Source organism: Ammonicoccus luteus, from assembly GCF_050880385.1.
In the GTDB taxonomy this organism is placed as follows: Bacteria; Actinomycetota; Actinomycetes; order Propionibacteriales; family Propionibacteriaceae; genus Enemella.
Genome location: NZ_JBNZCI010000009.1, coordinates 47,616 through 72,533, shown reverse-complemented (window position 1 = coordinate 72,533; position 24,918 = coordinate 47,616). Strand labels below are relative to the sequence as shown.

Here is a 24,918-nt window from a genome sequence, read left to right as displayed (position 1 = left end):
GTCGCACGTGTGCGGAATCACACGTGCGTGACTCGATCGTGACCGACACGCCTTGGTTGCTTCAGTCTCATTTGTCACACTGAGTGGCATGTCAGGGCAACCGGACATGCACTTCCCGCGCAGAACTTTTCCGGAGGCTCGCTCATGAGCGTGATCATTTTCACCGTCATCGCCCTCGTCGTTGCCTTCGGCGTCTGGGGAGTGGTCGCGATGGGCATGGCTGGCAAGGGCAAGGAAAAGCACCCTGCGCTGGCTCACCGCTTCGCCCGCGCGGCCCAGGCGTTGAACGGCGAGGGCCAAGTGCCCGAGCGGCTGGAAAAGCTGTTTCGCTGAGATCGCCGTGAGGTGAGTCTCGTCGACTCGCCCCACTCCTCGGATCGACGGGGAGTTGTCTTGGGTCCTCCCTAGGATGGGCGTGTGGATCCCGTCTTGCTCAGCATCATTATCGGCGCCGTCGTCGCCCTCTTGGTCATCGGCGTCGGCATCAGTGTCGGCGTCAGTCGCAAACGTGCCGTCGAGCGCCAGCGGCGTGAAGAGCTCGGGGCCGGTCCCGCAGGCGGTGGGTCCGGAGGCGCGGGTGCAGGCACCGCAACCCTGGAGCACCCGGACTTGGGCGCGGGCGCCGGACCCCTCGTCGAGGAACGGGTCGAGCGGCCGGAGGCCCCCCGCACGCGCCTCCGACGTCTCCGGGAACGGCTCGCTGGACAGAACAACCTTCTTGCTCGTGGCCTGCTGAACCTGCTGTCGGGCGGCACCGTCACCGAGGAGACCTGGGACGACTTCGAAGCCACCCTGATCACCTCCGATCTCGGGGTCGGGCCCACCACCGAACTCGTCGACAAGCTCCGCAACCGGTTCAAGATCGAGGGTGTCCAGGACCCGCAGACGGCCCGCAGCATTCTCCGCGAGGAACTCCTCGCGCTCGTCGACCCCACCATGGACCGCAGCCTCGACACCACCCGTCGAGGTGAGAACCCGGCTGTGGTGATGGTGGTCGGCGTCAACGGCACGGGCAAGACCACGACGGTCGGCAAGCTCGCGCGCGTCCTGGTGGCGGAGGATCAGGACGTTCTGCTGGGGGCGGCGGACACGTTCCGCGCCGCTGCGGCGGACCAGTTGGAAACATGGGGCGCCAAGGTGGGCGTGCCGACGGTGCGGGGAGCAGAGGGAGCGGACCCGGCCTCGGTCGCGTTCGAGGCCGTCAAGGCGGGTGTCGAGCAGGAGGTCGACTGCGTCATCATCGACACAGCGGGTCGCCTGCACACCAAGACCGGCCTCATGGACGAGCTCGGCAAGGTCAAGCGCGTCATCGAGAAGAAGGCCGAGGTCACCGAAGTCCTCCTCGTCATCGACGCCACCACCGGGCAGAACGGGCTGACCCAGGCCCGCATCTTCCGGGAGGTCGTCGACGTGTCGGGCATCGTGTTGACCAAACTCGACGGGTCTGCCAAGGGCGGCATCATCGTCCAGGTCCAGCGCGAGCTCGGTGTCCCGGTCAAGCTCGTGGGTCTCGGCGAGGGCGCGGACGATCTCGCCCCGTTCGATGCGGAGGGCTTCGTGGACGCCTTGCTGGGCCTGTGAGCCCGGCCGGGTTCTGACTCGAAGGGGGGCGCGCCCGCCAGGATTGGTCGGATTGATGCCGCCATGAGCGGGCGGGTGGGATGTTGGCGGCGGCCATGTTGTGGCAAGGTGCCATGTCATGCAGTCTGCGATCGGGCGAGTCGCCATCGTTAACCGTGGCGAAGCCGCCATGAGGTTGATCCATGCCGTGCGGGACCTGAATGAGGAGCGAGCCCTCGCCGGCTCCGACCAACCTCCGGTCCGCACCATCGCGCTCTTCACAGATGTGGATGCGAACGCTGCCTTCGTCCGCGAGGCCGACGAATCGCACCTGCTCGGACCGGCTGCGGAGCGGCCCTACCTGAATCACGCGGTCCTCGAGGACGCGCTGCGGAGCACCCGGGCGGACGCCGCCTGGGTCGGATGGGGCTTCGTCGCCGAGGACCCCGCGTTCGCGGAGCTCTGTGATCGCCTCGGCGTCACCTTTGTCGGCCCGAGCGCGGCAGCGATGCGCAAGCTTGGCGACAAGATCGGGTCCAAGCTCATCGCCGAAGAGGTCGGCGTGCCCGTCGCGCCGTGGAGCCGGGGCGGCGTCGACACCCTGGCGGCGGCGCTCGCGAGTGCCGAGGAGATCGGCTATCCCATGATGCTCAAGGCGACTGCCGGCGGCGGTGGGCGCGGCATCCGAAAGGTCGGTTCGCCGGAGGAACTGACGGACGCGTTCCAGCGCACCCGCGACGAGGCGGAACGGTCGTTCGGCAGCCCCGTGGTCTTCCTCGAGAAGCTGGTCACCGGAGCCCGCCACGTCGAGGTCCAGATCATCGCGGACGGACAGGGGAGCGCCTGGGCGCTCGGTGTGCGTGACTGCTCCGTGCAGCGTCGCAATCAGAAGGTCATCGAGGAGTCCGCCTCCCCGCTGTTGTCCGATGAGGAGACCGCGGAGGTCCGCGCGTCGGCGGAGCGGTTGGCGTTGGCGGTGGGTTACGCGGGCGCAGGGACCGTCGAGTTCCTCTATCAGCCCGAGACCCGGACATTCGCGTTCCTCGAGGTCAACACCCGGTTGCAGGTCGAGCACCCGATCACCGAGGCTGTGACCGGCTTCGACCTGGTGACCGCGCAGTTGCGGATTGCAGCGGGTGAGCCCCTCACCGGTGAGCGTCCGATCGAGCGCGGGCACGCGGTCGAGGCACGACTGAACGCGGAGGATCCCGACCGCGACTTCGCGCCCGCCCCCGGTCGCATCGCACGGTTGGAGTTCCCGTCCGGGCCGGGCATCCGGATCGACACCGGCGTCGCGGAGGGCGACACCATCCCTGCCGACTTCGACTCGATGATCGCGAAGATCATCGCCCAGGGCGACAGCCGCGAGCAGGCGCTCGCCCGGCTCCGGCGAGCGGTCACCGAGACGACCGTCGTGATCGACGGCGGGGCGACCAACAAGAGCTTCATCAGCGAACTGCTCAACGCCCCCGAGGTCACCCGCGGCGAGCCGATCTGGGCGGACACGGGGTGGATCGACAGGGTCCGGGAGGAAGGCCGGCTGGGGTCCGGACGCCACGCGGGCGTGGCGCTCGTTGCCGCAGCGATCCAGAACTATGTCGAAGCCGAGCGCGGCGAGATCACAACCTTCCTTGCCACGGCCAGCGGTGGCCGTCCCCAGATCCGGCACGAGACGGGCCAAGCGGTCGAGCTCAAGCTCGGCGCCACGACCTTCGTCACGACCGTCCACCAATCCGGACCGGGCCATTTCAACGTGACTGTCTCCGGTCAGGGCACCGAGCCGCGGACCGTCGCGGCGCGACTGCAGCGGATCGACGAAGTGCACAGCCGGATCACGGTCGACGGGCGCCGCCATCGGCTGGTCACCGCTGCCCAGGGCACCGTTCACCTCATCGAGGTCGACGGGGTTGCCCATCGCGTCAGCCGCGATGAGGGCGGCATGCTGCGCTCACCCGCGCCGGCACTGGTTGTTGCCACCCCGGTCGCGGTGGGGGACGAAGTGGCCGCCGGGGCGCCGGTCCTAGTGCTGGAATCCATGAAGATGGAGACCGCGCTCAACGCTCCGTTCGCCGCCCGCGTGAAGGAACTTCTCGTGCGAACCGGCACCCAGGTCGAGACCGGCGTACCCCTGATCAAACTCGAACCCACCGGCGAGACCACAACCACGCAGACCGGTTCGACGATCGAACTCGACCTGCCCGACGCGCCCGCGACGAACTCCGCTCCCGCTGCCCGCGGGCAGATCGCGCTGCACCAGCTCCGCGGCCTGATCCGCGGATACGACACACCGAACCACGCGGAGGTGCTGCGCACCTATCTCGACTGCCGTGCGGAGCTGGCCGCCAGCGGGGTCGACGTGGTGGCTGCGGAAGAGACCCTCCTCGCGATGTATGCGGATTTCGCCGAGCTGAGCCGCAACCAGCCCGGTGAGGACGATCACACCGAATTGCGGGTGCACAGCGCCAAGGAACACTTCCACGCCTATCTGCGCTGGCTGGATCCCGAACGCGACGGACTGCCCTCGCCGTTCCACCGGAAGCTGGAGCGGGTCCTGCGGCACTACGGGGTCAACGATCTAGAGCGGAACCCCGTCCTGGAAGAAGCGATCTTCCGCATCGCCCTGGCCCAACAGCGCGGCTGGGACCTCGACGTGGCCGTCGCGATCCTGAGCCTGTGGGGCACTGAAACCCCCCGCCCAGAGCGGGAGACCGAGCTGCGGGCGCTCCTGGAGCGCATCATCAAGGCCACCCAGCGGCGGTTCGCGGTGATCGGCGATCTGGCTCGGTCCATCCGCTTCCGTTGGTTCGACCAACCGGTCGTCGACGCCGAACGGCGCACTGCGCTCGCGGGCGTGCGCGAAGAGATCGTGGAGCTTGCCGACAACGACCTTCCCGACCGGGTCGCACGGGTTGCGGCGCTGGCCACGATTCCCGAGCAGTTGGTCGGCTTCCTTGCCGAGCGCTTGGTCGATGGCCTGCCCGAGCGTGAGCCGATGTTGGAGGTGTTGATCCGGCGGCATTATCAGGAGTACGCGCTGCAGGACCTCACCAACAGCGCCAGCCCCGGAGCACAGGGCCGCATGCGGCCCCTGGTGCACGCGACCTATCGCGCCGAAGGCCATGGACCCACGCGAGTCATCTCCACGGTCGCCGACGTCGCGGAACTCCGGGATCCGGCCAGCACCCTCTCGGCCGCGCTCGAGGAACTCCTGAGCGATGCGATCGACAACGTGGTCGAGCTCTATGTGCGCTGGCCGGACGCTCCGGCCGCATCGGAGGAAGCCGCCGGCAGCCTGCGGGCCTGGCTCGCGGCACATCCCTTCGTCGCCCGGAGCCGCCGCGTCAGCGTCGCGATCTGCCGCGCCGGAGAGCGCGAGGTCGACTATCTGACCTTCCGGCCGCGCAGCCGCCGGCCGGAGGACTCGTTCGAGCTCGTGGAAGATGTGTTGATCCGGGGCGTGCATCCGATGGTGGCGCGAAGACTCGACCTGTGGCGGCTCACCGAATTCGACCTCACCCGCCTGCCCGCACCAGAAGACGTCCTGCTCTATGAGGCCGTGGCCCGCTCCAACCCCGAGGACCGGCGGCTGGTGGCCATGGCGCAAGTGCGCCAACTCGCGGTTGTCCGGGATGCCGAGGGCCGCGTGACGGGTCTGCCGCTGGCCGAGCGGGCCGTCGAGCACTGCCTCGAGGCGATCCGGCGGGTGCGCACCGCCCGCGGGGCGGCCGGCTCGCGTCTCGACGTCAACCACGTGTGGGTCACCGTGTGGCCCCGGGTGGACGTCGAACTCGCCCAGCTCACGCGCTTGCAGGCCAAGATCACGCCACTGACCGAAGGGGCCGGGATCGAGGAAGTTCTGACGTCCGGCCGCGTCACGGGCCCGGACGGGCAGCCGCGGCCCCTGGCCATTCGCTTCCACCAGCGACCCGGCCGGGGGGTGGTCGCGGACGTGATCACGCCACCGGACGAGCCGCTCAAGCCGTTGGACGACTATGCCGCCCGGGCGCTGCGGGCGCGGCGGCGGGGGTTGACGTATCCGTATGAGCTCGCACCGGTTCTTGCCGGGCCGGGCGGCACGATCATCGAGTACGACCTGTCCGAGGCAGGAGTGCTCGAGCCCACTGCTCGGCCGGTTGGCCAGAACTCCACCGGACTCATTGTGGCCGTCGTGACGACGCCGACCGAGCTCTATCCCGAGGGCATCACCCGGGTGGTGTTGTGTGGTGATCCCACCCGGGCCCTGGGGGCCCTGGCGGAGGCAGAGTGCCGTCGGGTCATCGCTGCGATCGACCTCGCCGAACGTCTGCAGGTCCCGCTCGAATGGTTTGCGGTCTCGGCCGGCGCCAAGGTCTCGATGGAATCCGGCACCGAGAACATGGACTGGGTTGCCGCCGCGCTCAAGCGGATCGTCGACTTCACCCAGGCCGGCGGTGAGATCAACGTGATCGTGGCCGGCATCAACGTGGGGGCCCAACCGTATTGGAACGCCGAAGCGACCATGCTGATGCACACGCGCGGCATCCTGGTGATGACGCCCGCGTCGGCCATGGTCCTCACCGGCAAACAGTCGCTGGATTTCTCCGGTGGGGTGTCCGCCGAGGACAACTTCGGCATCGGTGGCTATGACCGGGTGATGGGGCCCAACGGCCAGGCGCAATATTGGGTGCCCGATCTGGCGGGCGCGTTCGACGTGCTGATGAGACACTATGCACACACCTATGTGGCGCCGGGGGAGCGCTGGCCACGACGGGGGCAGACCACGGACCCGGTCGACCGTGATGTCTCTCCCTTCCCGCATGAGGGCGAGTTCGAGACCGTCGGTGAGATCTTCTCGATCGACAAGAACCCGGAACGCAAGAAGCCCTTCGACATCCGCACCGTGATGCGAGCCGTTGCGGACGCGGATGCCGACCTCCTCGAGCGTTGGGCCGGGATGGCGGACGCCGACACCGCGGTGGTCGCGGACACCCGCCTTGGAGGGCACTCCGTCTGCCTGCTCGGCATCGAGTCCCGCCCCGTGCCACGCCACGGATTCCTGCCGGCGGACGGCCCGGTGACCTGGACGGCCGGAACGCTCTTCCCTCAGTCGTCCAAGAAGGTTGCGCGGGCGATCAACGCCGCGTCGGGCAACCGCCCCGTGGTGATCCTCGCCAACCTGTCAGGTTTCGACGGCTCGCCGGAGTCCATGCGGGAGCTGCAGCTGGAATACGGCGCCGAGATCGGCCGGGCCGTCGTCAACTTCCGTGGACCGATTGTGTTCTGCGTGATCAGCCGTTATCACGGCGGGGCGTTCGTGGTCTTCAGCAAGCAACTCAACCCGGGATTGCGGGTGTTGGCGGTCGAGGGGTCGTTCGCCTCCGTGCTGGGTGGAGCCCCGGCGGCCGCCGTGGTGTTCGCCAACGAGGTGAACAAGAGGACCGCTGCCCATCCGCGCATCGTGGAGCTGGACAGCCGAATCGCCACCGCGTCCGAGAGCGAGCGTGGGGGTCTCCTGGTGGAGCTGGCCGACCTGCGTGCGGAGATCAGGGCAGAGAAGATCAGCGAGCTGGCCGCCGAATTCGATGGGGTCCACTCGATCCACCGCGCCGTCGAGGTGGGCTCGGTCGACGAGGTCATTCCGGCCAACCGGTTGCGCCCGGCGATCATCGAGGCGCTGGCGGACGGACTCGGGTGAGATCGGGCGGGGACGGGCGCGTTCGCGGCGGGCTCGTGAGGAGCGGTTTCCGGTGCGGGCCGGTAACCTTGACGAGCAGCGCGCTCGCGCCCCCCGATCCGCCGACCGATTGACCGAGGATTCACCTTGTTCGACACACTGCAAGACCGCTTGGCCGCCACCTTCAGAAACCTGCGTGGCAAGGGCAAGCTGAGTGACGCCGACATCGACGCGACCGCGCGGGAGATCCGCATCGCGCTCCTGGAGGCGGACGTCAACCTCAGCGTCGTCAAGGAGTTCATCGCCGCGGTCAAGGAGCGCGCCAAGGGCGCGGAGGTGTCGCAGGCGCTCAATCCGAGCCAGCAGATCGTCAAGATCGTCAACGAGGAACTGGTCGCGATCCTTGGCGGTGACACCCGCACGATCCGGTTCGCCAAGAGGCCGCCGACGGTGATCATGCTCGCCGGCTTGCAGGGTGCGGGCAAAACCACCCTGGCGGGCAAGCTGGCTGCCTGGCTGAAGTCCGAGGGCCACTCACCTCTGCTGGTCGCAGCCGACCTCCAGCGACCCAACGCCGTCACCCAGCTCCAGGTCGTGGCCCAGCGCGCCGGCGTGCACTGCTTCGCCCCGGAGCCCGGCAACACATCGGAGTCCGGCGAGACCATCGGTGACCCGGTCCGTGTCGCGCGCGCCTCCATCGCCGAGGCCGAGCGGAAGCTCTATGACGTCGTCATCGTCGACACCGCCGGCCGCCTCGGCGTCGACCAGACTCTTATGCAGCAGGCCGCCGACATCAAGTCCGCGGTGAATCCGGACGAGGTCCTCTTCGTCGTCGACGCGATGATCGGTCAGGACGCGGTCAACACCGCGCAGGCGTTTGCTGACGGCGTCGGTTTTGACGGCGTGGTGCTGACCAAACTGGACGGCGACGCGCGCGGTGGCGCGGCGCTGTCGATCGCGCGGGTGATCGGCAAACCCATCATGTTCGCCTCCTCCGGCGAAGCGTTGACGGACTTCGACGTTTTCCACCCCGAGCGGATGGCCTCCCGGATCCTCGGCATGGGCGACATGCTGACCCTGATCGAACAGGCCGAGAAGACGTTCGACGAGGAACAGTCGCGCAAGGCAGCCGCGAAGATCTCGTCGAAGGGCGGCACGGAGTTCGGTCTCGGTGACTTCCTCGAGCAGATGAAAGCCGTCCGCAGGATGGGGCCACTGTCGAAGATCTTCGGCATGCTCCCCGGGATGGGCGAGCTGAAGGACCAGATCGCCAACATCGACGAGCGCGAGGTCGACCGCATCGAGGCCATCATCCTGTCGATGACGCCCGCCGAACGTGACGATCCCCGCATCCTCAACGGCTCGCGCCGCGCCCGCATCGCGGCTGGTTCCGGGCGAGCGGTTTCCGACGTCAACCAGTTGGTCGACCGGTTCTTCGAGGCTCGCAAGATGATGTCCGCACTCGCAACCGGCCAGATGCCCGCGGGCCTGCCGGGGATGCCCGGCATGCCGGGCGCGACCGGTGGCGTCAGCAAACGCGCAAAGCAACAGCAGCGCAAGGCCGCCAAGAACAAGCGTGGCGTCTCCGGCAATCCGGCGAAGCGGAATGCACCCGAGCCTGTTCAGCCGGAACCCGCTGTCGATCCTGCGGCCGCGTTCGGCGGGCACGGGTTCGATCCCGACCAGTTCAAAGGCATGGGCAAGGGTTCCGCCACCGACTTCGAGTTGCCGCCCGAACTGCAGAAGATGTTCAAGAACCAGGGGAAGTGACCCCGGCCCCGCGGACGTGACGGGCAGGGCAGACTGGCCGACATGGCAGCGATGCACTCCCAGGGTGGTCACCTCCACTCGCACGGTCCCGGACATCTGCACGCACACCCGCAGCCGCATCTGCGGATCGACCCGAACGCGGAAAGGCCACGGCTCCACCTGCACGGTGTGCTGCTCCCCGAGGGGGAAGCACGTGATCTGTGGGTGGTCGACGGGCTGATCCGCTTCGAACCGGTGGCGAACGCCACGACGATCTGCCGGGATGCATTCCTGCTGCCTGGGTTCGTCGACGCCCATTGCCATGTCGGTCTCGATCAGCACGGCGAAGTGCCTGCGGAGACCGCCGAGGCACAAGCACTGACGAATCGCGACGCGGGTGCACTCCTGCTGCGGGACTGCGGACAGCCCGGCGACACTCGCTGGATCGACGATGTGGAGGACCTGCCCCGAGTCGTCCGCGCCGGCCGTCACATCGCGCGGCCGCGGCGCTACATCCGTGGCTACGGGGAGGAGATCGAGCCGGAGAGCCTCGTCGCCGAGGTGGAGCGCCAGGCTGCGCGGGGCGATGGCTGGATCAAACTCGTCGGGGACTGGATCGACCGGGACACCGGCGATCTCGGTCCGCTGTGGCCGGCCGAGCAGGTCACCGCAGCCATCGCTCGTGCCCATGAACTGGGATGCCGGGTCACAGCCCACCACTTCGGCGAGGAGGGCCTTGACACCTATCTCGAGGCGGGCATCGACGGCATCGAACACGGGACCGGGCTGACTGAGCGGACCATCGAGATGATGGCGGAGCGCCGCGTCGCATTGGTGCCCACCCTGGTCAACCTCGAGAACTTCCCTGGCATCGCCGACGCCGGTCAGGACAAGTTCCCCATCTATGCCGACCACATGCGCTCGCTCTATGACCGGCGGCACGAGACCTATCGGGCTGCGCTGGAGGCCGGCGTGCGCATGTTCGCCGGGACCGACGCGGGCGGCGTCGTGCCCCACGGCCTCATCGGTCGCGAAATGGCCATGCTGGCCGAGATCGGCGGCGCCGATTTCGCACTGGGCGCAGGATCTTGGCGCGCCCGCGAATGGCTCGGATTCGCAGGAATCGCCGACGGGGCACCGGCGGACATCGTGGTGTTCTCGTCGGACCCACGAGCCGATCTGCGGGTCCTGCAGGCGCCGTCGCGCGTGGTCCTTCGCGGACACGTCGTGTGCTGACGGTTCCAGGGAAATGCCTTAATCTAGCGATATGAAGGATAATGCCTTAACTGGCGTGTGGGTGGTGAACGTCGATCAACGGCGCAGCCGACGTGAGCCCGACCGAGTTGAAGAGGTCCTTGACCTGACCCGTTCCCTGGCGGGGGTGGTGCTCGGCTTCGAACGGACCGCCGGAGACGAGGTGCAGGGGCTCCTGGCGGAGCCATCGGCGGTCACCGACCTGGTCGCCGGCCTCGCCCGGCTCGATGCCGCCCGTCGGTTCGAGGAGCCCGGTTGGCGGATCGGTATCGGACTCGGCGACGTGGAGGACCGGACCGTTGCGAGCACCCGCGAGGCGCGCGGATCTGCGTACCTCTCAGCACGCCAAGCCATCGACGAAGCAGCCCGCGCGCCCGCACGCCTGGCGCTGCGGAGCGCGCGGAGGGACGACGTGGCCCCCGGACACCTGGCCGAGGCCGCGCTGATCCTGTTCCGGACTCTCCTGACGCGCCGCACCGACAAAGGCTGGGAGGTCGTCGACGCGATGGCCGACGGCGCGACGCAGGCACAGGTCGCGGAGCGGTTGGGCGTGTCGGAGTCGGCGGTCAGCCAACGTCTGGGTCGGGCGGGGTGGCGTGAGGGAGTACGCGGGGCTGAGCTGGTCACCAGTCTCCTCGCGGCTGTCCAGGACCGTGGTGGATCGGGATGAGACCGTTTCCGAGGTGTCTGCTCCTAGGGTGGCGGTCGTGAGTGAACCTTGGTGGACCCTCGCGCGGTGGGGGATTGTGACCGCCTGGACGCTGCTTGCGGTCTTCGGCGGCGACCCGGTCGTGCGCTGGGTCTTTCGCTGGGCCGGTGCGATGAGCCCGCAGACGCCGAAGGCTCCCGAGCGCGACACGAGCGTGCTCGGGCCGACGGAGGACGCCGCAGCGATCGCGGCGGGTGCGGATCTCGGGGAGGCAGGCCCCTTGCCGGGACCCGGAATCGTCGCAGTGCCAGAGGCCGAACGGCTGTCCCCGATCGAGGCGGCGGGCGCCAGGCTGCGGGGCGGAAGAGCGATCGGCTGGCTCGAGAGGCTTGGGGCCAGCGCCACCCTGCTCGCCGGATTCCCGGCCGGCATCGCGGCGATCGTCGCTGTCAAAGGGCTGGCACGCTACCCCGACCTCAGGGCCGCGGACGGCACGGCGGAGCGCTTCATCCTGGGGACGTTCACCAGCCTGCTCATCGGTGCGGCAGGCGCCGGGGCCGCCCATTGGTGTCTGGGCCTGCTGTCCTGAGGCACGGCACGGCTGGTTCCGGATTTCCGTGGGTCCGCGACCGTGTGGCACAATGGCGGGCGCGTCTGTGCTGTGTGGTGCCCTCTCACCCCACACGGTCCGGATCCCTTCGAGACCCGCTCCGCTGTGCCCCACACGGTGGTCGAGCCTCACCCGACCTCCCCCGATGCATCGGGGACGCATACCAGGAGATTCCACCCACGTGGCTGTCAAGATTCGTCTGAAGCGGATGGGCGCTATTCGCTCCCCGCACTATCGCATCGTCGTCATGGACTCCCGCAAGAAGCGGGACGGCCGGGCGATCGAAGAGATCGGGCTCTATCACCCGAAGAACGACCCGTCGGTCATCCAGGTCAACTCGGAGCGCGCACAGTACTGGCTGAGCGTCGGCGCCCAGCCCACCGAGGCTGTCGTCGCCATCCTCAAGCGCTCCGGTGACTGGCAGAAGTTCAGCGGTGAGGACTCCCCGTCGGGCATCGACCCGCAGGCGGAGAAGCCGAACAAGACCGAGATCTTCAACAAGGCGCTCGCCAACAGCGAGGGCTCCCCGACGGTCGAGGCCTTCTCGGCCAAGAAGACCGAGGCCAAGGAAGAGACCCCGGCCGAGGCCGAGTCCGCCGACGAGGACGCCGCCACTGAGGCGGAGTCCGCCGACGCCGAGCAGGCCTGAGCATGCTCGCCGACGCTCTCGAACACCTGGTCCGGGGCATCGTCGCCAACCCTGATGACGTGCGCATCCGCGACAAGGATCTGCGCCGGGGACGCATGCTGGAGGTCCGGGTCCACCCTGAGGACATCGGCAAGGTGATCGGCCGACAGGGCCGCACGGCGCAGGCTATCCGCACGGTGGTCGCAGCGCTCGCGGGCCGCGATCAGGTGCGGGTGGATTTCCTCGATGTCGACCGTCGCCCGCGCACCGGTGGCCAGCGCGGCCGCGGCCGCCGCTGACCCGCGCACTCCACGCCCCGCTGCCTACCCAGCAGCGGGGCGTTCGCGTTCCATCCCGCGCCGTTCCGCTTCGACCCAGCCAGGAGTTCCACAGTGACCGAATCCCAGCCCAGCGTCGAGGTCGTCGTCGGCCGGATCGGCCGAGCGCACGGCATCCGTGGCGAACTCACCGTCGAGCCCCGCACGGATGAACCGGACCGGCGCTTCGTGCCGGGCACCGTCCTGCGCGAGGAGGGCGGCCAACGCCGCCTCACCGTCGACGCGGCCCGCTGGCACTCCGGTCGACTTCTTGTCCGTTTCGACGAGGTGCCCGACCGCACCACGGCGGAGACCCTGCGCGGATTGGTCCTCCTCGCCGACGTCCCCGAGGATGAGCCTCCGGCCGGGGAAGGCGAGTTCTGGGACCGGGATCTGGTCGGGTTGACCGTGCTTACCGCCGATGGACAGGTCGGCGGTGAGGTACGCCGCATTCAGCACGGTCCCCAGGACCTGCTCGTGGTCCGCACCACCGCCGGGGAGGAACGGCTGGTGCCGTTCGTGGAGGCGCTCGTCCCGACGGTCGATCTCGAGGCAGGCACATTGACGCTGGCTGATGTCGGCGGTCTGCTGGTGGACGAGGACGACCGGTGACCGACACCTCCCTGCGGCTCGACATCGTCAGCATCTTTCCGGACTATTTCGCTCCGTTGTCGCTGTCCCTGGTGGGGAAGGCGATCGACGCCGGGAAGGTGACGGTCGGCGTACACGATCTGCGGGACTGGACCCACGACCGACATCGCACCGTCGACGACACTCCTTATGGAGGCGGAGCGGGGATGGTGATGAAGCCGGAGCCCTGGGGAGAGGCGCTGGATTCGCTCGTGGGTCCCGAGACGGTGCTGGTGGTCCCGACGCCATCCGGCGATCTGTTCGACCAAGCGACAGCCTATGAGCTGGCCGGCGAATCCCACTTGGTGTTTGCCTGCGGGCGATACGAGGGCATCGACGCCCGGGTGATGGCCCATGCCAAGCAGCAGCTTCGGGTGCGCGAGGTGAGCCTCGGCGACTATGTGCTCAATGGGGGAGAGGTCGCTGTTCTGGTGATGATCGAGGCCATCGTCCGGCTCATCCCCGGGGTGATCGGAAATCCGGAGTCGTTGCTCGAGGAGTCGCACTCCGAGGGGCAGGACCGGTTGCTCGAATATCCGGTGTTCACCAAGCCGCCGCTCTGGCGCGGGCTGGCCGTGCCCGAGGTGCTGTTGTCCGGGCACCATGCCCGGATCGCCGCTTGGCGGCGTGAACAGGCGCTGGCCCTGACCCGAGCGCGCCGACCGGATCTGCTGCCGGAGTCCGACCCGGGAAACGAGCAGGACGGAAGTCTCGGGACCGCGCCCTAGTATGTCCGGCAGGTCGACCGCAGCACGTCGTCCCGATCGACTTGGAAGGAAGAGCGTTGATGTCAGGCCAGTCCGCTCGCGCCCGCGTCCGCACGGCGGTCGTGGCCATCGTCGGCACCCTGCTCACCCTTGCGCTGCTCAGCGGGTGCGGCCCGGTGACCCCCCAGCGAGCGGCCGCGGCACGTGCCGCCACGAGCGCCCCGACGGGGCCGATGACCTTCCAGTTGCCCGGCCGACCGGCCGGCTTCGACCCTTTCGCCCCGCTCGGCGCGCCGGATCATCTGCTCGCTGCAGCCCATTTCGAGCCGTTGGTCAGCTCGGTCGACGGACGGATCCTGCCGCGGATGGCCGACTGGTGGGGCAGCATCCACGACGACCGCACCGTGTTGTTGACGATCAAGCATGCCTTCTGGAGCGACGGCACCCGGATGGGGGCCGCTGACCTCCTGTTCACCCTGGAGGAGCATCTCCGGCCCGGCAGCCGATCCGCAGCCCTGCCCGCCCTGTTGCGGATTCAGGGCGCCAGGGACTTTCACGAGGGCAGAGCGTCCCATGTCTCGGGCATCGTCGCCGAAACTTCGCGCGGTGTCGTGATCAGTCTCCTCGACTCCGACCCGAACTTCATTGCCCAGCTCACCGGCGTGCTGGTCCTGCCCCGCCATGTCTATGCCGGACAGGATCTCGGTCGGCCGGAGTTGTTCCGAGCGCCTCGGGTCGGCTCCGGTGCTTATCTTTTCGATGCCTGGGAAGGCGACGATCGTGTTGTCCTCAAACCCAATCCCCAGTTCAGGCCCTTCACCCGACTGGACAAAGTCGTGGGGCGTGTCGTCTCCCCGGATCAGGTTGTCCCCGCGCTGGAGCGCGGCGAGCTGGACCTGGCACTGGAGATCTCATCGAGCCAGTTGGACCGGCTGCCGGCGGGTTATCGGGAGCTGACTGCGCCCGGTGACCGGGTGGTCGGCCTCAGCGGTCGCGGTCCTCTGGCCGATATCCGTTTCCGACAGGCCGTCATCCAGTCGATCGACCGACAGCGCATTCTCGACGAACACCTCGGCGGGCATGGCCGTGTCGTCGATTCGGTCATGTTCTCGCCGGACTGGGCGACCTCGCCGGAGCGAGTGCGGTGGCAGTCGGATCCCGCGGCGGCACAGGACCTCCTCGCCGCCACCGGTTGGTCCGATGACCGCACACTCACGCTGGTGGCGTTGACGGATGACCTCGCCACCGGCCCCTGGGAGGCGATCGTCGCCGACCTTGCCCGTGTCGGCATCCGCGCGACGATCACCGTCCGTCCGGTCGGGGAGCGAGCGGCCGTGTGGGCCGATCCTGCGGTGGACGGGGTCATCGAGAGCTATCGCATGGCAGTGCCGGATCCCGTGCAGGTCGGGCAGTGGGTGGCCTGCGGTGTGCCGTCGGGCTACTGCAATCCGGACCTCGACGGACTGTTCGACCGGGGCCGTTCGCAGCTGGTGGCGACCGAGCGACGGGATACCTACGCGGAGGCCGACGACGTGCTGGCGACGGAACTGCCGGTCATCCCGCTCTGGGTGCCGGACGCGGCCATAGCTGTGGTGGAGGAGCGAGGCGGCGTCAGTCCGCTGCTCCAGCCGGCCACCGCCATGATCGATCTGTGGGGCCCGGCCTGACCTGCGCGCCGGGGGGCGCATCCGGAAACCCGTGCCGCCACGCGGCGTCAATCACGGAAACGGTCCCTTCCGACACTTACCATGGCTCGAGATTCGAGCATCGGAGGCATTGTTTTGCGTACCCCCCTGCGCACGCTTGCTGCGTCTGCCGCCGTCCTTGGCCTGACGCTCACCGCCTGCGGCACCGAGCCCGCCGAACGGACTGCCGCATCTCAAGGCGCCGCGGTCACCGCGGCGGACGAGGCGGTCGCGGAGTTCGCCCAAGTCGATCCGAATTTGGTCGCCGGCCTGCTGCCGACGGTCTATTCGGATGAATCCCGGAACGTTCGGGCCGAGGTGCCGGTCGTGACGACCGCCCGCCAGATGACGTCCGCGATGGAGGTCCTGCGCGAGCGCGGGCTCCGCGAGGCGGCATGGGCGAAGGCCACCAAGGTCGACATCGGCTATCGCGTCGTGGCGTCCGGTCCAGGAACCCTGGGCATCGTGGTCACGCCGACCTGGAGCACCGAAGCCGGAGACATCAGCAGGCCTTCGATGGTGTGGTATGACGCGGCGACCAAACGTGTGTTCTCCTCACCGGCGCTCATCCAGGAGTCCGCATGGGGCGCCTTCACCGAACAAGTCGCCGCTGCGGCTGGACGCAAGGTGGACAAGGAAAAGCTCGCCGCGGCGCTGGCGGCGGACGCTGCCCCGCAAGGAGACGGGCCCATGCTCGGGTTCGACCCCGACGGCAATCTGGTCGCCCAGTTCGCCCCTGGGGTGCTCGACAAGAAGAAGATGGTCGCGGTGACCGTGCGGGCCGGGGATGCGCAGCCGCTTCTCTCCGAGTTCGGCAAGCGGGCCGAGAGTGCGTCGCATTCGCCCACCGCTTTCGATGGCACTCCGCCGCCCGGCGTTCTCCCGGAGACCGAACCGACGACCGACGGTGCGAGCACGCCTGCTCCCACGCCCGCTGCGACCCCCGCGGATGCAACGACGCCGCAGCGGCCTTCCACGGCGGTCGGCCCGGACTGCACCCGGCTGAAGTGCGTGGCGCTGACCTACGACGACGGGCCGGGAACCGAGACCCCGAAACTCCTCGCCGCGCTCATCGAAGCCAAGGCTCCGGCGACGTTCTTCCAACTCGGTCAGATGGTCCAGGCCAATCCGACGATTGCGAAACAGGTGGCGTCCGACGGCAACGAAGTGGGCTCCCACTCGTTCAGCCACCCCAACCTGTCGCAGATGGGCGCCGCCCGGCTGCAGAAGGAGATCGTCGAGAACGCGGCGGTGCTGGAGGAGGCCTACGGCCGCAAACCAATGATCTTCCGTCCGCCCTACGGCGCACACAACAAGACCGTTGACGAGGTGATTCGCAGCACCGGGGCTGCGATCATCCAGTGGGATGTGGACACCAGCGACTGGCGTACGCGGAACGCTGCCGCAACGGAGAACGCCGTGGTCAACGGCAAGGGACTGCAGCAGGGCTCGGTGGTCCTGATGCACGACATCCACCCGAGCACGGTCGCGGCAGCCCCGAAGATCCTCGCCGGGCTTCAGCAAAAGGACGTGACTTTGGTCACGGTGTCGGAGCTGTCACTCAACAGCAGTCCGGGTTATCAGGCGGGACGGGCGTACTGCAACATCACCAGCCGGGCGCAGAATGGGTTCGACTGCCGAGGGTGAGCCCCGGCCAATGTGACCTTGACAACAGGATTCGTAACGAATCCCGAGACCTGATGGATTCTGTTGGGATGGGGCCTGTCGGGTGCTGCGTTGGGATTAAGGTGGCCCCGTGGCGACAACTACACCAACACTCACAGTTCAACAGAGGGCAGCGCGCTCATCTGTTATGCGCAAGTTCTGGATGGCCCTCAGCGGTCTCGTCATGGTGGGTTACCTGCTGATCCACATGTACGGCAACCTCAAGATGTTCGCCGGCAAGACGGCGACAGGCGAGTACGCCTATGACGCCTATGCCCACCACCTGCGGGTCATGGGTGAGCCCTTGCTGCCGGAGAACGGTCTGCTCTGGATCGTCCGGGTGGTCCTCCTCGCGGCCATCCTCGTGCACATCTGGTCGGCGTTCACCTTGTGGTCCCGGGCCAAGAAGGCCTCGGGCGGCAGCCGGCGTTACGCCCATTCGAAGGCGATCCAGCGTTCCTATGCGTCCTACACGATGCGCTGGGGCGGCGTGACGATCCTGCTGTTCGTGATCTATCACATCCTGCATTTCACGGTGCCGGTGATTGACACGGCCCCCGGTGCGGCGAGCATCTTCCCGCGCGTCGTGGAGAGCTTCCAGCAGCCCCTCGTCCTGATCAGCTATCTCATCGCGATGATTGCGGTGGGTCTGCACATCCGGCACGGTTTCTGGAGCGCGTTCGCCACGCTGGGCGCGAACACCAGCCCCAAGTCGCGCGCGATCTGGAACACCGTTGCCATCATCATCGCGCTGGCGATCGTCCTGGGCTTCGTCGCCGGACCGATTGCCATCTTCTTTGGAGGGATCACGCTGTGACCGAGACACTCGAGACCCGCGGCAGCCTCGACGCGGACGCCGTCTATGTCGAGGGCGATCCGATCTTCGACAGCAAGGCGCCGGCCGGGCCGATCGCCGAGCGGTGGGACAAGCGCAAGTTCGAGGCCAAGCTGGTCAACCCGGCCAACCGTCGCAAGCTGTCGGTGATCGTGGTGGGCTCCGGTCTGGCCGGCGGCGCCGGTGCCGCAACGCTGGGCGAGGCGGGCTACAACGTCAAGTGCTTCTGCTATCAGGACAGCCCCCGACGAGCGCACTCGATCGCTGCGCAGGGCGGCATCAACGCGGCCAAGAACTATCGCAACGACGGTGACTCCGTCTATCGCCTGTTCTATGACACCGTGAAGGGCGGCGACTACCGCTCCCGCGAGTCGAACGTCTATCGCCTGGCGCAGGTGTCGGTGAACATCATCGACCAGTGCGTCGCGCAGGGCGTCCCGTTCGCCCGTGAGTATGGCGGTCTCCTCGACAACCGCTCCTTCGGTGGCGTGCAGGTGTCCCGCACGTTCTATGCGCGTGGCCAGACGGGCCAGCAGCTCCTGATCGGTGCGTACCAGGCGCTGGAGCGCCAGATCAACGCCAAGACAGTGACGATGTACACCCGTCACGAGATGCTCGAAGTCATCCTGCACGAGGGTCGTGCCCGCGGCATCGTCACCCGTGACATGGTGACCGGCAAGGTCGAAGCCCACGTCGCCGACGCCGTCGTCCTCGCCACCGGCGGCTATGGCAACGTGTTCTTCCTGTCGACCAACGCCATGGGCTGCAACGTCACGGCGACGTGGCGGGCGCACCGCAAGGGGGCGTACTTCGCGAACCCCTGCTACACGCAGATCCACCCGACCTGCATCCCGGTCTCCGGGGAGACCCAGTCGAAGCTGACGCTGATGTCGGAGTCCCTCCGCAACGACGGCCGCATCTGGGTCCCGAAGTCGGCAGCGGACTGCACCAAGGATCCCCGTCAGATCTCGGACGCCGATCGCGACTATTACCTCGAGCGCATCTATCCGTCGTTCGGCAACCTCGTGCCCCGCGACATCGCGTCGCGCGCCGCGAAGTATGTCTGCGACGAGGGTCGCGGTGTCGGCCCCGAGGTGCCCGGCCAGGGCCGTCGCGGTGTCTATCTCGACTTCGCGGATGCCATCAAGCGGCTGGGTCGCAAGGCGGTCGAAGCCAAATACGGCAACCTGTTCGACATGTACGCCCAGATCACCGGTGAGAACCCGTACGAGGTGCCGATGCGCATCTATCCGGCGGTGCACTACACGATGGGTGGCCTCTGGGTCGACTACGACCTGCAGTCGACCATCCCTGGCCTTTACGTGACCGGTGAGGCGAACTTCTCCGATCACGGTGCCAACCGCCTCGGTGCGTCTGCCCTCATGCAGGGTCTGGCCGACGGCTACTTCGTGCTGCCGAACACGATCGCCGACTATCTGGCGGACGTGAAGCACGACCAGTTGGACGATTCCGCACCCGCCGTGGTCGAGGCCGTCAACAGCGTGAACGAGCGGGTCGAGAAGCTGTTGTCGATCAACGGCTCGAAGACCGTCGACACGTTCCACCGTGAGCTCGGCCACATCATGTGGGAATACTGCGGCATGGAGCGCACCGAAGAGGGGCTCCGCAAGGCGATCGGTCTCATCCGTGACCTGCGCGACGAGTTCTGGCGCGACGTCAAGGTGACCGGTGAGGCCGAGGAGCTGAACCAGACCCTCGAGCGCGCCGGTCGGGTCGCCGACTTCCTGGAGCTCGGTGAGCTGATGTGCATCGACGCGCTCGTGCGTCGTGAGTCCTGCGGCGGTCACTTCCGGGCCGAATCCCAGACCGAAGACGGTGAGGCGCTGCGCCATGACGACGAGTACGCGTTCGTCTCCGCGTGGGAGTTCACCGGTGGCCAGCCGATCCTGCACAAGGAACCGCTGGAATATGAGTTCGTCGAGATGAAGCAACGGAGTTACAAGTGAAGGTCACCCTCAAGATCTGGCGCCAGAAGAACACCGAGACCCAGGGCCGGATGGAGGAGTACTCACTCGACGGAGTCTCCGACCACATGTCGTTCCTGGAGATGCTCGACCTGCTCAACGAGCAGCTCACCGCCGAGAACAAGGACCCTGTGGCCTTCGACTCGGACTGCCGCGAGGGCATCTGCGGCACCTGTGGTGTGGTGATCAACGGCGTGGCCCACGGCCGCGGCCAGACCACCTATCAGACCACCACCTGCCAGCTCCACATGCGGGAGTTCAACGACGGTGACGTCATCACCGTCGAGCCGTGGAAGGCAGAGGGCTTCCCGGTCCTGCGCGACCTGGTCGTCGACCGTTCGGCCTTCGACCGGATCATCCAGGCGGGTGGCTATATCTCCGCGCCCACGGGCTCGGCGGTCGACGCCAACAGCCTGCCGGTGGACAAGAAGGACGCCGACCACGCGTTCGACAACGCCACCTGCATCGGCTGCGGCGCCTGTGTCGCCGCGTGCCCGAACGGTTCCGCCATGCTGTTCACATCGGCCAAGGTGGCCCACCTCGGCCTGCTGCCGCAGGGCCAGCCGGAGCGGTGGAACCGCGTCCTCAACATGGTCGCCACCCACGATGCCGAGGGCTTCGGCAACTGCACCAACATCGGTGAGTGCACAGCGGTCTGCCCCAAGGGCATCCCGCTGGAGAGCATCTCGCGGCTCAACCGCGATCTGTTCAAGGCCCTCACCAAGGGCTGAGCGAGCAAGCAACGACGGGCGCCGCACCCTCCCTGTTGGGGGGCTGCGGCGCCCGTTTGTCGTCAGCGGGTGAGTCTGTCGGCCACGGCGGGCAGCGTCCTGATCATCGGGTGCAGCTCGCCCACCGGGCCGCCCGGCTCAACATCCCAGTTGTTGTCCTGGCCCGGCGTCCGCATCACCACGAGCGCCACGCGGTCACCCTGCTGCACCAGACCCTGGCTCTCGAACTCACCGGAATCGGCCCCGGTCGAGGGTGCCTGATAGGACCACTCCGTCACCTGCGCGCGACCGCTGGGGACGCTCACCTCAATGGGGGAAATGACCTGGCGGCCGTCGGTCCGTTCCTGGGCGGCCAGCACGCGCTGACAGTCGGCCAGCCATTCCTGGGCCGTGGCATATCCCTGATCGGCGAACTCCCTGCTGTCGAAGCTCATCGCGACCGCGACCGCTTCACCGTCGGCCTGCCCGCCGGCGGGGGACAGAGTGAACGTGCGCACCTGGACGGCGTTGCCGCCCAGGGACTCGATGCTGTTCTGCTGGCAGACGGACAACTGTTCCGTGCCTCCACCGACGCTGGTCTCGGCAGTCCGCCAGTCAGCGGTGTCGTTCCACTGGAGGTCCTCGGCGACCGGCAGATTGTCCGCGGTCACCGCTCCCGCCGGTGGCGTCGTCGGGTCGTCAGGGGCCGGCGCGCCGCTCTGGGGTGGCAGGACCGACGTGTCGACGGGCGCAGCCTCCGGTCGCGGGGCTTCCGTGGCGGCGGGCTCGCCCGAGCATGCGGTCAGCGCAAGGACGGCAGCCACGGCCAGAGCAGGAAACAGACGGGACTTCATGGACCGAGCCTAACCGGGGGCTGGGCCCCCGCGTACCGTTGCGATTTGGTCACCTCGACCGGCGTGTGGCAGAATCTCTCGCTGTTGCTCAGCCGAGTCTCCTGCCGTGGGGGGATTCGCTCGAGTTGTTGCGACTCCCACAATCTTCAGCGACGGTGACCTGCGGCACCGGCAAGGAAACGAACTATGAGCAAGCTGATCACCGATCTCGACCAAGCCTCGCTGCGGACCGATCATCCGAAGTTCCGCGCGGGCGACTCCGTCAAGGTCCACGTGAAGGTCGTCGAGGGCAACCGCTCCCGAATCCAGGTGTTCGCCGGTGTGGTCATCGCCTGCAACGGTGGTGGAGTCCAGGAGGCCTTCACCGTGCGCAAAGTCAGCTTCGGCATCGGTGTCGAGCGCACCTTCCCGCTGCACAGCCCGATCATCGACAAGATCGAGGTCGACCGGCGTGGCGACGTTCGTCGGGCGAAGCTCTACTATCTCCGCGGCCGCTCCGGCAAGGCTGCCAAGATCAAGGAGAAGCGCGACAACTGATCCGCTGCCGGGACGGATTTCGATCAACGGGATCCCGGTGGCCATGTGAGAGGATGAGGCGGTGGTTGTCACCGCCTCATCGTGTTTGTGGCGAACGAGTGCAGTCCCCCGATGCCGCGTTGAGCGGACGGGACAGTCCCCCGAGGAGTCGGCCTGAACGACGCAACGAATGCCGATACCTCGGCGCAGGCGGAGAAATCCAAGGGCGCTCGCAAGGCGGCGAAACCGAAACAGGGCCTCGGGGCCTTCCTGCTCGAGCTGGTCGCGATCGTCGTGATCGGCCTGTTGGTGACCACCGGTTTGCGCGCATTCGTGTTCCAGCCGTTCGAAGTCCCCTCCGGTTCGATGCTGAACACTCTGCAGGTCAATGACAAGATCGTGGCGCTGCGGGTGATCGACTTCAAGCGCGGCGACATCGTCGTCTTCCAGGACACCAATCGCTGGCTGGGCCCTCCGCGGGAACCCAATGCGGTGCGGCGGGCGCTGGAATTCGTCGGCGTGCTGCCCAGCTCGGCCGAGGGACACCTGGTGAAGCGGGTGATCGGCATGCCGGGGGACCGCGTCGCGTGTTGTGACGACCAGGGCCGGATGACGATCAACGATCAGCCGCTGGATGAGTCTGCGTACCTGTTCGCCGACGAGACGGGAGTGGTGAAAGCGGCCGAGGTCTCGTTCGAGGTGGTGGTGCCTGCCGGGCACATCTTCGTCCTGGGCGATCACCGCAATGCTTCGGGCGACTCGCGCTGCCATCTCCAGGATGTCTCCATGCAGGGCGGACCGCCCGGTGCTGCTGCCTTCATCCCCGTCGACTCCGTCGTGGGAACGGTGACGCTGGTCATGGCACCGATCAGCCGGATCCAGCAGTTCACGACGCCGGAGGTGTTCGCCGCAGTGCCGGAGCCTGCGGCGCCCGCTCCGGCGGAGGCCCAGCTCGTGCACGTCGGTGAAGGTTGCTGATGGCTCGTTTCGTGATCCGCCGGGACTCGGGTCTGTATGGCTACGAACGGGCCCTCACCCGAGCGGGACTGGGCCCGGTGGCCGGAGCCGACGAAGCCGGCCGTGGTGCTTGTGCCGGACCGCTGGTGGCCGCTGCGGTGGTCCTGACCGATACGCCGTCGCGTCGGATCTCGCTGCTCAAGGACTCCAAGCTCCTGTCGCACCCGCAGCGGGAGCGGGCGTACGCGGAGATCGTCGACAAAGCTGCCGCTTGGTCGGTGGTGGCACTCAGCCCGGCGGAATGCGATCGGCTCGGCATGCATGTGGCGAACATCCAGGCCTTGCGGCGGGCCCTGTTGCGCCTCGATGTCGCACCGCGCTACGTGCTGACCGACGGGTTCGGGGTGGACGGATTGGGGGCGCCCGGTCTGGCGGTCTGGAAGGGGGATCGAGTCGCGGCGTGTGTCGCAGCAGCCTCGATCGTCGCGAAAGTCACCCGTGACCGGATCATGGTGCAACTTGCCGAGCAGTGGCCTGCGTACGGATTCGATGTGCACAAGGGCTATTGCACGCCCGTGCACCAAGCCGCACTGGATGAGCACGGACCCTGTCCGGAGCACCGCCTGCGGTTCGACAACGTGGTCCGCACCGTGCGCGATCACAGGGTTAGAGTGGGGCAATCATGAGTTCCGAAGACTTGGAAGAGTACGAGGCCGGTCTCGAGCTGCAGCTGTACAAGGAGTACAAGTCGGTTGTCGGCATTTTCAAGTACGCCGTGGAGACCGAGCGCCGCTTCTATCTGTGCAACGCCGTCGACCTGAAGGTGCGGTCCGAGGGCGGGGACGTGTACTACGAGGTATCCATGGGTGATGCCTGGGTGTGGGACATGTATCGCCCGGCTCGGTTCGTGAAGAGCGCGAAGGTGCTGACCTTTCGGGACGTGTCGATCGAGGAGATCGTCCAGAGCGATCTGCAGGTGCCGGACCAGTCCTGACCCCCTGCACAGGACGGCCGCCCGGGAGTTGCCCGGACGGCCGTTGTGTGTTCTCAGACGAAGCGCTGGGTCATTTCGCCGATGCCCTCGATCCAGGTATGCAGGGTTTCGCCCGCGACCAGGAAACGCTGCGGCGTGCGGCCGAGCCCGACGCCCGCAGGGGTGCCGGTGAAGATGATGTCGCCGGGATAGAGAGTGACGTTCTCGGAGATCTTTGCGATCAGTGCCGGGACGTTGAAAATCATCTCCTTCGTGCGGCCGCATTGCACGACCTCGTCGTCGATCCGGCACCCGATCTCGAGATCGTCACGGTCCGGCAGCTCGTTCGGGGTGACGAGGTAGGGCCCTTGCGGTGCGAAGCCCGGATAGGATTTGCCGAGACCGAACTGGGGCGCAGGTCCTCGCAGCTGGGTGATGCGCTCGGAGAGATCCTGTCCGATCGTGACCCCCGCGACGTGGCCCCAGGCCGAGTCCTCGTCGATCCGGTGGGCCTGCCTGCCAATGACGACGACCAGTTCGACTTCCCAGTCGACGTTGCCGCCGGACGGAATCTGGACCTCGGTGTCGGGACCCGTGAAGGCGGAGACATATTTGGTGAACACCGGGGGCAGGTCGGTCGGGGGTTCGAACCCGGACTCCGCAGCATGTTCGTCATAGTTCAGGCCGATCGCGAAGACCTGCCGAGGCCGCGGGGAGGGCGCCTGCAACGCGGTGCGGTCGACCGGAAGACCTGCCTCGGCGTCGAACGAGGCATCGTCCGCCCACGAACGGAACTCGTCCCACGCGTCATAGAGCGCGCTCAGGGACGGACCGAAGCGCTGCTCGGAGATTTCTGCGATATCGAGCAGTCGGTCGGTGCCGTCCCCGGCCGGGAGCACTAGGTGGGCACGGTCGGCAACATTCGCAATGCGCATCGGGCAAACTCCTTCTTCGGGTTTGCCCACCATCATGGCCTGTCGA

22 protein-coding genes are annotated in these 24,918 nt (G+C 67.5%); 20 read left to right on the top strand and 2 right to left on the bottom strand.

What is annotated here, in order from left to right; translation table 11 throughout:
* The first annotated feature begins 144 nt into the window (after positions 1–144).
* The 16 genes from ACQ260_RS16175 (at position 145) to ACQ260_RS16100 (ending at position 20,658) form a co-directional block, all read left to right on the top strand.
* The gene (locus ACQ260_RS16175) at positions 145–333 is read left to right on the top strand and encodes a hypothetical protein (protein ID WP_432560497.1); all 189 of its coding nucleotides are present in this window, start codon (positions 145–147) and stop codon (positions 331–333) included.
* Positions 334–417: 84 nt separating this feature from the next.
* Positions 418–1,581, top strand: coding sequence for a signal recognition particle-docking protein FtsY (gene ftsY, locus ACQ260_RS16170; protein ID WP_432560496.1), 1,164 nt, complete (start codon positions 418–420; stop codon positions 1,579–1,581).
* Positions 1,582–1,699: 118 nt separating this feature from the next.
* Positions 1,700–7,234 carry an ATP-binding protein gene (locus ACQ260_RS16165; RefSeq protein WP_432560495.1) on the top strand — a complete coding sequence of 1,845 codons (5,535 nt, stop codon included), beginning with the start codon at positions 1,700–1,702 and terminating at the stop codon, positions 7,232–7,234.
* 126 nt (positions 7,235–7,360) lie between these two features.
* Positions 7,361–8,983: a signal recognition particle protein gene (gene ffh / locus ACQ260_RS16160; RefSeq protein ID WP_432560494.1), complete on the top strand. Its 1,623-nt coding sequence runs from the start codon at positions 7,361–7,363 to the stop codon at positions 8,981–8,983.
* Positions 8,984–9,025: 42 nt separating this feature from the next.
* Positions 9,026–10,198, top strand: coding sequence for an amidohydrolase family protein (locus ACQ260_RS16155; protein ID WP_432560493.1), 1,173 nt, complete (start codon positions 9,026–9,028; stop codon positions 10,196–10,198).
* Between the two features lie 31 nt (positions 10,199–10,229).
* Entirely contained in the window at positions 10,230–10,886 is a 657-nt protein-coding gene (locus ACQ260_RS16150) for a sigma factor-like helix-turn-helix DNA-binding protein (protein WP_432560492.1), read from the top strand.
* Positions 10,887–10,923: 37 nt separating this feature from the next.
* Complete coding sequence (locus ACQ260_RS16145; RefSeq protein ID WP_432560491.1) at positions 10,924–11,454, top strand: hypothetical protein; 531 nt, start codon at positions 10,924–10,926, stop codon at positions 11,452–11,454.
* A gap of 202 nt (positions 11,455–11,656) precedes the next feature.
* Entirely contained in the window at positions 11,657–12,124 is a 468-nt protein-coding gene (rpsP, locus tag ACQ260_RS16140; RefSeq protein WP_432560490.1) for a 30S ribosomal protein S16, read from the top strand.
* 2 nt (positions 12,125–12,126) lie between these two features.
* Positions 12,127–12,402 carry an RNA-binding protein gene (locus ACQ260_RS16135; protein ID WP_432560489.1) on the top strand — a complete coding sequence of 92 codons (276 nt, stop codon included), beginning with the start codon at positions 12,127–12,129 and terminating at the stop codon, positions 12,400–12,402.
* Between the two features lie 93 nt (positions 12,403–12,495).
* Positions 12,496–13,032, top strand: coding sequence for a ribosome maturation factor RimM (gene rimM, locus ACQ260_RS16130; protein WP_432560488.1), 537 nt, complete (start codon positions 12,496–12,498; stop codon positions 13,030–13,032).
* 11 nt (positions 13,033–13,043) lie between these two features.
* Positions 13,044–13,778 carry a tRNA (guanosine(37)-N1)-methyltransferase TrmD gene (gene trmD, locus ACQ260_RS16125; RefSeq protein ID WP_432560574.1) on the top strand — a complete coding sequence of 245 codons (735 nt, stop codon included), beginning with the start codon at positions 13,044–13,046 and terminating at the stop codon, positions 13,776–13,778.
* A 59-nt stretch (positions 13,779–13,837) separates the two neighbouring features.
* The gene (locus ACQ260_RS16120) at positions 13,838–15,424 is read left to right on the top strand and encodes an ABC transporter substrate-binding protein (RefSeq protein WP_432560487.1); all 1,587 of its coding nucleotides are present in this window, start codon (positions 13,838–13,840) and stop codon (positions 15,422–15,424) included.
* Positions 15,425–15,538: 114 nt separating this feature from the next.
* Entirely contained in the window at positions 15,539–17,089 is a 1,551-nt protein-coding gene (locus tag ACQ260_RS16115) for a polysaccharide deacetylase family protein (RefSeq protein ID WP_432560486.1), read from the top strand.
* A 166-nt stretch (positions 17,090–17,255) separates the two neighbouring features.
* A complete protein-coding gene (locus ACQ260_RS16110; RefSeq protein WP_432560485.1) occupies positions 17,256–17,924 on the top strand; it encodes a succinate dehydrogenase cytochrome b subunit in 669 nt (222 codons plus the stop codon).
* Positions 17,921–19,909 carry a fumarate reductase/succinate dehydrogenase flavoprotein subunit gene (locus ACQ260_RS16105; protein ID WP_432560484.1) on the top strand — a complete coding sequence of 663 codons (1,989 nt, stop codon included), beginning with the start codon at positions 17,921–17,923 and terminating at the stop codon, positions 19,907–19,909. The genes ACQ260_RS16110 and ACQ260_RS16105 overlap by 4 nt, the downstream gene beginning before the upstream one ends.
* Positions 19,906–20,658, top strand: coding sequence for a succinate dehydrogenase/fumarate reductase iron-sulfur subunit (locus ACQ260_RS16100; RefSeq protein ID WP_432560483.1), 753 nt, complete (start codon positions 19,906–19,908; stop codon positions 20,656–20,658). The genes ACQ260_RS16105 and ACQ260_RS16100 overlap by 4 nt, the downstream gene beginning before the upstream one ends.
* Before the next feature lie 62 nt (positions 20,659–20,720).
* Here the strand turns inward: ACQ260_RS16100 and ACQ260_RS16095 are convergent, their stop codons facing one another.
* On the bottom strand, positions 20,721–21,491 hold the full coding sequence (locus ACQ260_RS16095; RefSeq protein ID WP_432560482.1) for a hypothetical protein: 771 nt from the start codon (positions 21,489–21,491) through the stop codon (positions 20,721–20,723).
* A gap of 186 nt (positions 21,492–21,677) precedes the next feature.
* On the opposite strand from ACQ260_RS16095, the gene rplS reads away from it, so the two are divergent.
* From rplS to ACQ260_RS16075, 4 genes are all read left to right on the top strand, one after another.
* Positions 21,678–22,028 (top strand): 50S ribosomal protein L19, encoded by a 351-nt coding sequence (rplS, locus tag ACQ260_RS16090; RefSeq protein ID WP_432560481.1) that lies wholly within the window; start codon positions 21,678–21,680, stop codon positions 22,026–22,028.
* A gap of 153 nt (positions 22,029–22,181) precedes the next feature.
* On the top strand, positions 22,182–22,985 hold the full coding sequence (gene lepB / locus ACQ260_RS16085) for a signal peptidase I (RefSeq protein WP_432560573.1): 804 nt from the start codon (positions 22,182–22,184) through the stop codon (positions 22,983–22,985).
* Entirely contained in the window at positions 22,985–23,650 is a 666-nt protein-coding gene (locus ACQ260_RS16080) for a ribonuclease HII (RefSeq protein ID WP_432560480.1), read from the top strand. The genes lepB and ACQ260_RS16080 overlap by 1 nt, the downstream gene beginning before the upstream one ends.
* The gene (locus ACQ260_RS16075) at positions 23,647–23,958 is read left to right on the top strand and encodes a DUF2469 domain-containing protein (protein WP_432560479.1); all 312 of its coding nucleotides are present in this window, start codon (positions 23,647–23,649) and stop codon (positions 23,956–23,958) included. Before ACQ260_RS16080 ends, ACQ260_RS16075 begins: the two co-directional genes overlap by 4 nt.
* A gap of 53 nt (positions 23,959–24,011) precedes the next feature.
* On the opposite strand, the gene ACQ260_RS16070 is transcribed toward ACQ260_RS16075, so the two are convergent.
* The gene (locus tag ACQ260_RS16070; RefSeq protein WP_432560478.1) at positions 24,012–24,872 is read right to left on the bottom strand and encodes a fumarylacetoacetate hydrolase family protein; all 861 of its coding nucleotides are present in this window, start codon (positions 24,870–24,872) and stop codon (positions 24,012–24,014) included.
* Between the last annotated feature and the right edge of the window lie 46 nt (positions 24,873–24,918).

Coding starts and splice junctions, on each gene's coding strand:
- ACQ260_RS16175 (WP_432560497.1), top strand. CDS start 145: ATGAGCGTGATCATTTTCACCGTCATCGCCCTCGTCGTTGCCTTCGGC.
- ACQ260_RS16165 (WP_432560495.1), top strand. CDS start 1,700: ATGCAGTCTGCGATCGGGCGAGTCGCCATCGTTAACCGTGGCGAAGCC.
- ACQ260_RS16155 (WP_432560493.1), top strand. CDS start 9,026: ATGGCAGCGATGCACTCCCAGGGTGGTCACCTCCACTCGCACGGTCCC.
- ACQ260_RS16150 (WP_432560492.1), top strand. CDS start 10,230: ATGAAGGATAATGCCTTAACTGGCGTGTGGGTGGTGAACGTCGATCAA.
- ACQ260_RS16135 (WP_432560489.1), top strand. CDS start 12,127: ATGCTCGCCGACGCTCTCGAACACCTGGTCCGGGGCATCGTCGCCAAC.
- ACQ260_RS16120 (WP_432560487.1), top strand. CDS start 13,838: ATGTCAGGCCAGTCCGCTCGCGCCCGCGTCCGCACGGCGGTCGTGGCC.
- ACQ260_RS16110 (WP_432560485.1), top strand. CDS start 17,256: ATGCGCAAGTTCTGGATGGCCCTCAGCGGTCTCGTCATGGTGGGTTAC.
- ACQ260_RS16095 (WP_432560482.1), bottom strand. CDS start 21,491: ATGAAGTCCCGTCTGTTTCCTGCTCTGGCCGTGGCTGCCGTCCTTGCG.
- rplS (WP_432560481.1), top strand. CDS start 21,678: ATGAGCAAGCTGATCACCGATCTCGACCAAGCCTCGCTGCGGACCGAT.
- ACQ260_RS16080 (WP_432560480.1), top strand. CDS start 22,985: ATGGCTCGTTTCGTGATCCGCCGGGACTCGGGTCTGTATGGCTACGAA.
- ACQ260_RS16075 (WP_432560479.1), top strand. CDS start 23,647: ATGAGTTCCGAAGACTTGGAAGAGTACGAGGCCGGTCTCGAGCTGCAG.
- ACQ260_RS16070 (WP_432560478.1), bottom strand. CDS start 24,872: ATGCGCATTGCGAATGTTGCCGACCGTGCCCACCTAGTGCTCCCGGCC.